An 11,991-nucleotide genomic window follows, 5' to 3' on the forward strand; every position below is an offset into this window, starting at 1 on the left:
GCATCCGCCAAGCCCCATGAAGATGTACCCGATCATCTTGAACACCTCCTAATCTTTTCATAACTACGCATGCGCGCACGGGCAGATCCAGGGCAGGCTCCGCCCCATGCGCGTCGATGCGTATAGTTTCGTTGGTTAGTTGAATGCGGTTGTCAAGGTGCGCGCCGTTTGAGGCGCGGGAGTTTTTCCTCCCTACCCTTAAAGGCACGCAATCCTCTTTTTGGATACCTCTCATCTTTCAAACCCTGCTTTGAGCGCGTCGGGATGCTTCAGGCGCACCTCTATGCGGTCGGGCCCGTGCACTATCACGCAATCGACGAAGGTGCCAATCGTTGCGCGGTCGAGCTTGTCGGGACCGTCCCCGCAAAGCGCTGATACAGCGTGCATATCCTGCTTGTTTCGAGCGGCATCGGCGCGCGCCTTCTCCAAAGCAGCTTCCAACTGCTCGACTTCGGCAGTGCTTGCTGCGATATCGGCATCGATGGATTTCTTCTCAAGAAGGTAGTCCTCTCGCTCGACTTCGCGCAGTGCATAGCGCTCGTACAAGCTGCGGCGCTTCTCCCTGGCAGCGTCCAAGGCGCGCTTGGCCTTCTCCAAAGCCAGATCGGCCCTACGGCATGCCAAATTGTCTGCCGCCCTCTTCTTGCGCGCCTCGGCAACGCTTCGTCCCATGAGCTCCTTCTCGCGTGCGATGGCCTTCGCAACCGCGCTTTCCAAGTCGCGCTCGTATATGCGCCAGCGCTCATGTGCCTCGCGCGCGCAGGCGCAATCCGCCAGGAAATAATTGCCCTTCTTGCGGCGGTTGAACGTGAGCGTATGCCCGCAGCCCGCACGGCGCACGAACCCGACCAAAGGCGACGTCTCATCTTTCTTCACGTTTGCTCGGCGCTTGCGCGACACAAGAACCTTTTGGGCAGCCTCGAAGGTGGCCGTATCCACCAGCGCCTCATGGGCGTTTTCCGTTACGTAGCGCTCCTCTTCGGGCACCGCGCGCTTGATGTCGCGTCCGACGCACACCACCTGCTCCTTATGGCCTACGAGTGTGCCCAGGTAGGCCACGTTGCGCAGCAGGGTCGACACCTTGCTGCCGTCCCAGCCGGGATTCTTCAGCTCGGCTACGCCGTATTTGGCCTTGGCGATGCCGCGATCCATCTTGTACTTGCCGGGCCCCGGAACGCCGCGCCTGTTGAGCTCGCGCGCCACGTCGCAAGGGCGCAGACCTGAAGCCGCCAGCTCGAACGCCAGACGCACGTATTCGGCGGCTTCCTCGTCGACAAGCAGCTTGGTGCAGTCTTGCGGGTCATTGCGATAGCCGAACAGCGGCACCGAGTTGATGTGCTTGCCGCGCTTCCACTTCGAGGCGTTGGCCGACTTGATCTTCACCGAAAGCTCGCGGCTGTAGCTGGCGTTCATGATGTTGCGAAGGCCCAAATTGATGGCATCGTTTGCGGGCTGCTGCAGCTGGTCGCTGTCGTAGTTGTCCCCAATGGCGATAAAGCGCACGCGCATGAAGGGGAAGACCTGCTCTATGTAGCGGCCCGCATCCACGTAGTCGCGCCCGAAGCGCGAGAGGTCCTTGCAGATGACGCAGGTGACCATGCCCGCCTTCACGCATTCGAGCATCTGGTTGAATGCCGGGCGCTTGTCGAAGTTGCTGCCGGTGAAGCCGTCGTCGATGAACTCGTGCGTCTCCTGCCCGGCAAGCTCCGGTGCCTTGGCGACGTAGTCGGCCAAGAGCTTGCGCTGGTTGGACACGCTGTTCGATTCGGCCTTGTCGCCGTCCAAATCCCCATCGGCTTCCGAGAGCCTTATGTAGAGCGCTATCACAAAACCACCCTCTTGATCTTCTGCGCGCGCGATACCCAATCGCCGAAGCGGAATGTGATATGCACGCTGCCTTTTGCCGTGATGTCTATGCGAGCGACCATCGCCCGCAAGAGTTCCTCTGAGAACGTTGTTATGTCGTCGACCGCATCGAGTGCATGCAGCATGCCGTCGTCATGTTCGAATAATTCATCGAAGCGATTCACTGCCGCCTTCGCCGCATCCAAGCGCTCCTTCTCTTGCGCGATGAAGCACTCCGTCGCCCGCTTGTCGCTGTCGTACTGCTCGCGCGTGAAGCGGCCTGCCGCGAAGTCCTCGTAGAAGCGCTTGCGCTTGTCCTTTAGCCGCGTCAGCTCGCGCTCGCGCTTTTCCACCTGGTCGACGAGCACCTGCCTGCGCTCTTGCGCCTTAGGCAGATTGCGCAGCTGGTCGAGCAGGCCCTGCAAGCCAAGGCCGAGGCTCAATTGCGCGCGAATCTGATCTGCCACCAGCATGCGCAGCTGAAGCTCGTCGATGGAGTTCTTCTGGCAGCCCCCGAACTTCAAATGCGTCCTGCACACCATGGTCATCGAGCGATACAGCCCGTTCACCTTGTTGCGGCACGCCTGCATGCCCGCCCCGCATTCGGCGCAATAAGCCAAGTGGCGAAAGACGTTGTCCTCCTCGCCAAGCCCGACAACCGGATCCATGTTCTCGACCGGCTCCGGACGCTTGCTTTCGGGCAGTTTGCGCCCTTCGCGCTGTATGGTGAGCTTGGCAAAGTCCTCCTTTGACACGAACGCCTCGTGGGTATCCGGGTAGCGCAGCCATTCGCTTTCCGGCAATCGCACGTAGCGCCTGCCCGTAGGCGTATCGCGCACCTCACCCCTGTGCAAGACAAGGTCACCTGTGTAGACCGGGTCCTTCACGATGCTCGTGATATGGCGCGACTCCCACATGCCGCAGATGACGCCTGCGGGGTTCTTCTTGCGCACCTGCGAGGCGAAGTGCATGCCGGGAGTTGGAGCCCCTAGGTCGTTGAGCTCCTGGGCGATCTCCTTGGGGCGGACCCCTTCGAGCCTGCGTTTGAAGATGAGGCGAGCGTACTTGGCCGTTTCCTCATCCGGCACCAGATGCGTGCGGTCTTCGCGGTCGAAGCGGTAGCCGTACACGGTGATTCCCTGCGGGGATATGCCCTGCTCCATCTGGCGCGATTTCACCTGGACGATCTTGCGGGACAGGTCGCGCGAATACGCCTCATTCACGATGTTCTTCACCGGCACGATGATGGAGCCCGCGCTGGCAGGGTCTTGCGTGTCGAAGCAGTCGTTGATCGCGATGAAGCGCACGCCCAGAAACGGGAACACGTTTTCGAGAAGGTTGCCCATCTCCACGTGGTCGCGCCCGAAGCGGGAAAGGTCCTTCACCACGACGCAGTCGACCACGCGCTGGCGAAGGTCGTCCATGAGGCGCTGGAATTCCGGGCGCTTGAAGTTGGTGCCGGTATGCCCGTTGTCGACGTATTCGCCCACCACGCGCAAGTCGCCCTTGGTCTCGACGAAATCCCGTATCTGGTCGAGCTGGCTTCGCAGGCTCTTGTCGTCTTCCTTGCAGTTGTTCTTGATGGAAAGGCGCGCATAGATTGCCGTGCGCCATATGCGCTCTGCATGCTGCGCTTGCACAGGCTCATCCGCAGCGGCGCTTGCCTTCCTAGATTTGCGTGCCATGAACTACCTCCTCGATGAAGGCATCCAACCCGCGCCTGCCGCCGTTGGTGCGGTGGGCGTTGCGCGTTGCAAGGGCCTTCTGATACGTTTCTTCGTCTACCAACGCCTTTTGGGGTCCGCGTACGTAATTGCGTTCGTTTTCGGGGATCACCGCGCATTCGTGCTTGCCCGGCACACCGCTCACGCGAAAGGTTGACGGTGCCATAAGCCCCCGGTAGAAGGGGTTTTCGATCAGCTCGTCTATGGTCCTTTTGCTCCAGTTGAGCTTGGATTTCGCAGCACGTCCGTAAAGCTGGCGGCAATGGTCTGGCGCATACATCACCCCGCGGCTGACTAGGAAGTCAGCAATATCTCCCGAGTGGCCGCCCGCTGCCGCCCAGGCGAATATCCTGCGCACCACGATTGCCACATACTCATCGACCTCGACTTTCCCGCCTGGCCTCCAGATGTATCCGTAAGGCACTTCCGATTGCTGTGGCGCTCGATTGCGCTCGCGCTGTTCGCAGGCGGCATAGCGCGCATGGCTTCTGTGGTGTTTGGTTATCTGGTCGACGTACAATTCAAGGCTGTCGTAGAAGCTGTCGAAGCCCGCCGCGCAATCGATGAAGCGCACGCCGCAGCAGCCGACAATCGTGCGCAGGAAGTTCTGCGCCCACACGCACGAGTAGCCAAAATAGCCCACCGACGCCACCAGGATGCAATCGACATGGCGGCTTGCCACCTCATCGATCAGACGCTTGAGTTCCACGTCTCCCTTGGCTCCCGTATTGCGCTCGCGAAACGTCATCTCCTTCTTCAATGTGGGCATGCGGTGCAGCTTGGCCTTGCACATCTTCGACTGCTCGGCCATAAGCTCAGGTACGGAATGGCCGCTTCCATACCAATAGGTCGCGCTGATGTAGACAGCCGTGCGCCAAGGCTGCCCCTTGCCGTGCTGCCCGTCGTTTTGCGCGCGGGCCAGCAGGTCGCACAGCCTCTTCTCGGCCTTATCCATTACGCATCACCATCCTTTTGCGAAGCGTTGACGTCTACCTCGCCAGTGTTTCCCAGCTCATGGAAGCGGAAGACGATCTCGACGATGCCTCCCTCATGTATGTTGATGCGGTCGATGAGCTCCATCAGCATCAGCCGGTCGAGCTCCTCGAAGTCGCGATGCCGCGCGAGCGCGTCCAAGTACTCGTTGTCGGGCTCGGCGCGCAAAGCGCTCGCACGCTCGGCGATCTGCGCCATGGCCTTCTTCTGCTGCGCCACCTCGTGGTCGTAGGCTTTCGAGAAGTCCAGGAACTCCTCTTTGCTCAGCACCTCGTCGGCATAGTCTTCGTACATATGGCGCTTGAGCGATGCGATGCGCTCGATGCGTGCAACCATTGCGCGTTCCTGGCCCTGCAAGTCAGCCAAGAGCTGCGCGGTGCGCGAAGCCTGCTTCACCTTGCCCTCGACGTCGCCATCGTCAAGCGCGGCCGCCATGCGCTCGCGGATGCTGCGCTCGACTGCCGCCACCAGCTTGTTGCCGTTGATGTTGTGCGTGGTGCAGCTTTTGCAATCGTGCCGGTGCCCCATGCAGGTGTAGTACACGTATTCATGCTCGCCCCGGCGTATCTTGCGGCGCGCCATGGTGGAGCCGCAATCCGCGCAGAACACGAATCCCGCCAGCAGCCCCAGGCCTTTCTTGCCGGGCGATGTGCGGGTATCGCGCGCCGACAAATCCTGTACCAGGTTGAACGTGCGCTCGTCGACGATTGCCTCGTGCGACCCCTCGCATCTCTCCCATTCGCTTTCAGGGCGCGCGACGACGGTCTTGCTGCGGAAGTCGGGCTTGTAGGTTTTGCCCTGCACCAGCGTGCCCAGATACATCTCGTTTGCCAGGATGCGGATGACGACGCGCGCGCTCCAGGCGTCTTTGCCCGAGCGCTTGAAATTATCCGAAGGCCGCAGCCCTAAGCTGCGCATGTGCATGAACGGCGTGTCGGTGCCGTTGTCGTTGAGCTTGGTGGCGATAGCCTCGGCGTTCATGCCCTTCAGCCTCCATTTGAAGATGTCACGGACCACGGCTGCCGCCTGCGGATCGACCACGATCTTCGATTTGTCCGTCTCGTCTTTCAGGTAGCCGTAAGGCAGGCAGGGAGATACGCACTCGCCGCGCTTGCGCTTTGCCACCAGCTGCGTCTTAATCTTGGTGGACACGTCGCGGCAGTAGAAATCGTTCATCAGGTTCTTGAACGGGATCATGATGCTGTCGGACATCTGCGCCGAGTCCACGCTGTCGTAGTTGTCGGCGATGGCGATGACGCGCACGCCCATCTGCGGCAGCAGGCGGTCGAGGTAATAGCCCATCTCAAGGTAGTTGCGCCCGAAGCGCGACAGGTCCTTGACGATGATGGCGTCGACTTCGCGGGTGGAGAGCGCGTCGAGCATCTCCTTGAAACCGGGGCGCTCGAAGTTGCTGCCCGAATAGCCATCGTCGCAGTAGTCTTGGACGAGAGTGATATCGCTTCGCTCGGCCGCGAAGTCGGCGATGATGTTGCGCTGGTTGACGATGCTGTTGGATTCGCCGACGTTCTCATCGTCACGCGAAAGGCGCTCGTAGCTTGCAGCGCGCCAAGCGCCCCCGTTGGGCGCGTCAATGGTTTTGAGCATAGGAAAACCTCCTGTAAAGCAATGTGCCCAGGAGGTCATGGTTTCGGCTCTTGTTGTTAATGGAATAGAACCGGAATTCCCGCCTAGGCATATAGTAGACGGATTCGTTAATCTTTTCAAGCAGCACATTACGCACTGCGCTATGAGCTTTTGACGGTGACATAGTGGGCCAGCGCGTCTTCAAGAGAGCATTCGTTCTTGAACGACAGCTTCACCACCAACCCATCGGACTTGTAGCAGTACGGGTTGCCGATCTGCTCGATGAAGCTCGAAATGCGCTCGTCATCGCTAAGCTTCGGGTCAATCGCCACGTCGCCCAAGTCGCGCAGCGTCGAAGGGTCGACCGTAGTGACATCTACCTGCTTGCATTGCTCAAGGTAGGCTTGCATATCCATGGCTACTCCCCCATCCTTGCTGCACGGTTTTCGATTACGCGCCTTAAGTGCTTTAGGACGCGAGCACGATGCTTCGACACCGTTCGATGCGTCACCCCGATGCGGCGGCCATACTCGCGCATGGATACGCCTTCGAAGAAGAGTGCGTCGATAAGCGCCGCATCCTTCTCGTTTAACTGCGACAATGCAACGACCAGGTTCGCGATGCGCCTTTCAAATTCCGCCTCATCATCGTCATCGATGCCCACCTCGAATATCGAGTAGCAGATGAATTCGTAATCCAGCGCGTCCAAGCTCAGCACGCCATGTTTGCGATCGAGCTTGCGCAGGTAGGCAAAATGGTTGGTGGCCTTGTACCACTCCCGGTAAACTTCCTCGCTTACTTGCACGCTTGCCTTGCGATGAGCGCCGTGCTTATCGGTAGCCCTGGCGAACATCACGAACTTCTTGCTTTTGCCGTTGTCTCTTTTACGCATGATTCCTGCCTTTCGGTCGTAGAAGGGACAAACCCCCTCTACTGTTGAAGGCAAGAAACTTGGCTTTTGGATACCCTGCGATGGGATTTTTTTGCTTCTGCATGGCAGGCAAAACGAAAAAAGCGCCCCGTTCCCTACCTTGCAGCAGGAAAACGAGACGCTTTAGGGGTCTGCCCTATTGATAAAACAACGCTTCACCTGGCGCCAACCTGAGCAAAGTCGTTATAAAATAGTATATGGTATATATGCGATTAATAGTCACCTAAGAGATGTGAAAAATGGAAATATCCTACTTGAATAAAGAAATTGCGCTGGTGAGAGCCATAGACTGCAATGATGACGAGCCCGTGGATATGGACGCTATTATTTCGGGCATGGCAAGCGCCACCAACGAGAAGCGCAGAATCGACCTCATAAGGATGATTCCGTTCAGATTCGGCGAAGAGCTTATGTGTTTGAATTGCGGAGATGAGAACCTTGCCGACTTGGGCATAGGTGGAAAAGAAGATGCACGGGTGAAGACCACGCTGAATCAGTGGTTCCCCGCTATTCAGTATTTGGGCTTAGAACTTGTAGAAAACGGTGCTCCGGGAAAGCTTGAGCGAAGACAGAAGAATAGCGACTCATTTGATGTGTGCCGCGCAAAAGTCGAGCTCGAAGGCAACTACCATCTTATACAACGCAGCGAGTTTGACACCCTGGCGCACAACGTACGCCTGCTGTTATCAATGGCAGCGTTTTTCAACAGAGCAGAAGGGGCCACAAGCCCACTAACTGTTATCGGAGAAGATGATGACAGCTTCTTGGTAGATACAGGCTTGCTCGTAAACGAATACGCGCAAAAATGCCCTCTGCAGGCCAATTTGGGTGAAATGAGTGACTCCTTGATAAAGACCGCAAAAAAGCTGAAATACAGCCTTAAACGGCATATCACGACCCCTGAGGGCACTTACGCCATGGTGTTACCAAGAGAGTTGACCGAGTGGTTATTACACCCGTATCGGTACATCGTTCCACGCAGCTATGGCCTTGATCCTTGCGCTTGGCACTTGCATCGCCGTCCCATCGGCGGCTCACGCAAGCGAATCCACGCATGTTACCGTGGGAGACAACATCCCTTACGCAGGATATTCGACCACACATATGTGGGCAGACGACCAGGTAGCCTACTGCGCCGATCCGGCTGCTGACACCCCGTCTCCCGGCACCTATTCAAAGTCCAGCGTCAGCGACTCCGACTTGATCACCGCCATGTGGTTCAGCTACGGATCTCCCGGCTTCGACGCTTCCCTGTTCCCTTCCACCTGGTACGACGGCAGCTCCTGGTCCCATGAGAAGTACCAGGCCGCAAGCCACGTGCTGCTCGCCTACGTCTACCAAGGCTCCAAGTCCGAGGCGGCATTCGGCACCAACGCCGAGTTCGAGTCTTGGGCCAGGACCGACCTGCTCGGCACCGCCTGGGGCAAGATGAAGTCCCGCTCCAACCAGGTGTCCACCGGCTTCAAGGCATTCGTCGTCCATACCGGCAGCGGCACCCAGGTCCTCGTAAGCTTCACCTGGCACAAGGGCGGCCTCATGCTTGCCAAGGAGGACTCTGAGGCTGGCGCGGCAAACCAAGGTGACGCAAACCTCGAAGGCGCGAAGTTCAACATCATCAACAAGTCTGGCATGAGCGCCCTGGTTGGCGGAAAGACCTACGCTGATGGCGAGGTCGTGAAGACCATCACCACAGGCTGGGACAAGGACGCCAAAGCCTATGTAGCCAAGACGGCCGCCGACGCCCTGCCTTGCGGCAAGTACAAGGTAGTGGAGAGTTCCGCCCCTGCCGGCTACCTCCAGTCCGACTGGTCAAAGGAAGTCAATATCAACTCTGACGGCCAGGTGGTGAACCTCATCAGCGAGCCTTGCAAGGATGACGTCATCCGCGGCGGCGTCCAGGTCGTCAAGTCCGACGTCGAGCTCGGCGCATCCGAGGCCCTCGGCGGCAACTCCCACGATGAGCTTGACACCGGCTCGACCCTGAGCGGCATCGAGTTCACCATCGCCAACGCCTCCAAGGAGAAGGTCCTCGTAAACGGCAAGTGGTTCAACCCAGGTGACGCCATCGAGACCATCACCACCGCATGGAATGACGATGCCAAGGCATACACCGCCCAGACCGCAAGCGACGAGCTTCCTTACGGTACTTACACCATCCAAGAGACCAAGACTAACGGCTCCTACCTGCTCACTGACGGCAATGCCAAGACCTTCCAAATCCGTGACAACGGCACCGTAGTGACCGCGGACATTAAAGGCAATGGCCTTGAGTTCTTCAACCAGGTGGTCCGCAACGACCTTGAGATCGTGAAGATGGCCGAGGACACCAACGCCTCCCTCCAGGTTGCCTTCAAGGTGACCAACATCTCGACCGGCGAGGCCCACGTTATCGTCACCGACAAGAACGGCAACGTCTCCACGGCCTCCTCCTGGAACAAGCACAGCGAGAACACCAACGGAAACGACAAGCTGCTCGAGTCCGACTCCATCAACGCATCCGACATGGATTCCAAGGCCGGCACCTGGTTCTCCCTCGGCGAGGACGGCTCCAACGCAACGGTGAACGACTCCCTGGCAGCGCTGCCTTACGGCAAGTACGTCCTCGAGGAGCTCCGCAGCGACTCCAACGAGGGATACGACCTGGTCAAGAAGACCTTCGTCATCGAACGCGATTCCACCGTGGCCAAGGCAGTCTGGATGAGCTTGGATGACAAGGAAGGCCTTAAGGTCCAGACTGAGGCAACCGACAAGGCCGACGGCGACCATATCGCCCAGGCTTCCGTCGAGACCACCCTGGTCGACACCGTCTGGTACGAGAACCTCAAGAACGACGGCACCGAGTACACCATCACCGGCACCCTCATGGTCAAGTCCACCGACGAGGCCCTTCTCGATGCTGACGGAAATCCCGTCACCGCCACAAAGACCTTCAAGCCTAGGCAGAAGGCAGGCGACATCCAGCTCGAGTTCACCTTCGACTCCAGCCTGCTCGCAGGCGAGGACGTCGTAGCCTTCGAGTCCCTCTTCAGCGAAGGCGTAGAAGTCGCGGCCCACGCCGATATCAATGACGACGGCCAGACCGTCCACTTCCTGGACATCCACACCACTGCAACCGACGCCTCCGACCATGACAAGCTGGTCACCGGCACCCAGGCAACCGTATCCGACGAGGTCGCATTCGAAGGATTGACCCCTGGCCAGGCCTACAAGCTGATGGCAACCCTCATGGATGCCGAAACCGGCGAAGAGTTCGGAGGCGTCATTGGCGAGCAAGAATTCACCGCGGGGGGAGACCGACGGCACCGTGACGGTCGAGATCGCCTTCGATGCCACCGGCTACGGCGGACACCGCCTCGTAGTCTTCGAGCAGCTTGCCGCCGAGGACGGCACCACCCTGGCAACCCACGAGGACATCGATGACGAAGGCCAGAGCGTGACGGTATGCGAGATCGGCACCACCCTGACCGATGCCTCCGATGGCGACCACGTCATCGAAATCGGGAAGGTCACCCTCGTCGATACGGTGGAGTACAAAGGCTTGATCCCCGGTGATAGCTACACGGTGAATGGCACTCTCATGGTCAAGTCCACCGGCGAGGCGATGACAGACGAGGGCAGCAAGCCTGTTACCGCATCTGCTGAGTTCACCGCAGAGGATGCCGGCGGCACCGTACAGGTCACCTTCGAGTTCGACGCTTCCGCCCTTAATGAGAGCGATGAGCTCGTGGCGTTCGAGGACTGTCTCACCGCAGAAGGCAACATCGCAGCCGTCCATCACTGACCTGTATCGTTTTTTCGGACACGGGATTGCGAGATTTCGAATCAGAAATCTAGTAACCTGAAGCAACCGAGAAAAGGAGCAGGATAGTGGCTAACACGTCAGCGAAATACACCGATGAATACAGGCGGGAGACCGCCGACTACATCATCTCGACCGGCAGGCCGACCGCCGAAGTCTGCAGGGAGTTGGGGCTGAATCCCAAGACTGCGAACAGATGGGTGAAGGATCGCAGGAAGATGCTCTCCGGCGACGGGTCCACGCCGGAGGATGATGCCGAGATGAGAGCTCTGCGGAAGCGCAACGCCGAGCTCGAGATGGAGAACGCCTTCCTGAAAAAAGCCGCGGCCTTCTTCGCCAAAGAGCAGGCGTAGCCATGCGCTACCGGCTGATGCTGGCGGAGAGGGCCGAATTCCCGATCAACCTGATGGCGCGCATCTTGGAGGTGTCGCGATCAGGCTTCTACTCGTGGCTTTCGAAAGGTTGTCCGGAGGATGACTGGAGCGAGGTGCGCGAAGTGGTCCACCGCGTCTGGCTGGAGTCCGACCGGCGCTTCGGCGCCCGCTTCGTCAAGTGTTTCATGCCCGATGAGTTCCGAGACGTCACGCTCTACCGTGTACGAAAATGCATGCGCGAGCTGGGGATAAAAGGATGTACTCCCTATAAGTCCAAACGTACTACGATTCCTGACAAGAACGCGAAACCGCGTCCCGACCTCGTGCACCGGGACTTCACGAGCCCCATTCCAACCTACAAGCTTGTGGGGGATATCACCTACCTGCGCACAGGACAAGGCTGGCTGTACCTATCGACTGTGATCGACCTGAACACCCGCATGGTGGTGGGTTGGTCGCTTTCGAGTCGCATGACGGCTGATATCGTGGTGAACACCCTTGCAAGTGCGAAAGCTCGAGGTTATGTTGCTGAAAATGCAATTTTTCATGCAGACAAAGGCGTTCAGTATACCAGTCGCTTGCTAGCCGGATGGGCACGCGACAACGACGTACGCCTGTCATGTGGTTATTACACCCGTATCGGTACATCGTTCCAGACCATCGGTACGGCATTTCGCAGCATCGGCACAGTGATTCTGCCTAGCAGTGCACACCCACAAGATATTGATTTCAAGGGCCCGA

Annotated in this window: 11 protein-coding genes; 5 read left to right on the forward strand and 6 right to left on the reverse strand. The window is 58.6% G+C overall.

What is annotated here, in order from left to right:
- Positions 1-231 precede the first annotated feature (231 nt).
- The 6 genes from LQE90_RS11725 to LQE90_RS11750 all read right to left on the reverse strand — a co-directional run bounded on the left by LQE90_RS11725 (position 232) and on the right by LQE90_RS11750 (position 7,038).
- A complete protein-coding gene (locus tag LQE90_RS11725; RefSeq protein ID WP_216529924.1) occupies positions 232-1,827 on the reverse strand; it encodes a recombinase family protein in 1,596 nt (531 codons plus the stop codon).
- A complete protein-coding gene (locus LQE90_RS11730) occupies positions 1,824-3,530 on the reverse strand; it encodes a recombinase family protein (RefSeq protein WP_216529925.1) in 1,707 nt (568 codons plus the stop codon). The genes LQE90_RS11725 and LQE90_RS11730 overlap by 4 nt, the downstream gene beginning before the upstream one ends.
- Positions 3,514-4,524 (reverse strand): recombinase family protein, encoded by a 1,011-nt coding sequence (locus tag LQE90_RS11735; protein WP_216529926.1) that lies wholly within the window; start codon positions 4,522-4,524, stop codon positions 3,514-3,516. The genes LQE90_RS11730 and LQE90_RS11735 overlap by 17 nt, the downstream gene beginning before the upstream one ends.
- The gene (locus LQE90_RS11740; protein WP_216529927.1) at positions 4,524-6,167 is read right to left on the reverse strand and encodes a recombinase family protein; all 1,644 of its coding nucleotides are present in this window, start codon (positions 6,165-6,167) and stop codon (positions 4,524-4,526) included. Before LQE90_RS11740 ends, LQE90_RS11735 begins: the two co-directional genes overlap by 1 nt.
- Positions 6,168-6,307: 140 nt before the next feature.
- Positions 6,308-6,562, reverse strand: a complete 255-nt coding sequence (locus tag LQE90_RS11745; RefSeq protein WP_216529928.1) for a DUF6870 family protein — start codon at positions 6,560-6,562, stop codon at positions 6,308-6,310.
- 2 nt (positions 6,563-6,564) lie between these two features.
- Positions 6,565-7,038 carry a sigma factor-like helix-turn-helix DNA-binding protein gene (locus tag LQE90_RS11750; protein WP_216529929.1) on the reverse strand — a complete coding sequence of 158 codons (474 nt, stop codon included), beginning with the start codon at positions 7,036-7,038 and terminating at the stop codon, positions 6,565-6,567.
- A 278-nt stretch (positions 7,039-7,316) separates the two neighbouring features.
- On the opposite strand from LQE90_RS11750, the gene LQE90_RS11755 reads away from it, so the two are divergent.
- The 5 genes from LQE90_RS11755 to LQE90_RS11775 form a co-directional block, all read left to right on the forward strand.
- A complete protein-coding gene (locus tag LQE90_RS11755) occupies positions 7,317-8,228 on the forward strand; it encodes a hypothetical protein (RefSeq protein WP_231088322.1) in 912 nt (303 codons plus the stop codon).
- Entirely contained in the window at positions 8,182-10,497 is a 2,316-nt protein-coding gene (locus LQE90_RS11760; RefSeq protein WP_231088323.1) for a VaFE repeat-containing surface-anchored protein, read from the forward strand. Before LQE90_RS11755 ends, LQE90_RS11760 begins: the two co-directional genes overlap by 47 nt.
- Positions 10,382-10,858: a VaFE repeat-containing surface-anchored protein gene (locus tag LQE90_RS11765; RefSeq protein ID WP_231088324.1), complete on the forward strand. Its 477-nt coding sequence runs from the start codon at positions 10,382-10,384 to the stop codon at positions 10,856-10,858. The genes LQE90_RS11760 and LQE90_RS11765 overlap by 116 nt, the downstream gene beginning before the upstream one ends.
- Positions 10,859-10,944: 86 nt before the next feature.
- On the forward strand, positions 10,945-11,229 hold the full coding sequence (locus LQE90_RS11770) for a transposase (RefSeq protein ID WP_161555468.1): 285 nt from the start codon (positions 10,945-10,947) through the stop codon (positions 11,227-11,229).
- A 2-nt stretch (positions 11,230-11,231) separates the two neighbouring features.
- Positions 11,232-11,991, forward strand: a 760-nt coding sequence (locus tag LQE90_RS11775; protein WP_216529931.1) for an IS3 family transposase, incomplete at its 3' end; no start/stop codon positions are given.

Source organism: Paraeggerthella hominis, assembly GCF_021044775.1.
GTDB lineage: Bacteria > Actinomycetota > Coriobacteriia > Coriobacteriales > Eggerthellaceae > Paraeggerthella > Paraeggerthella hominis.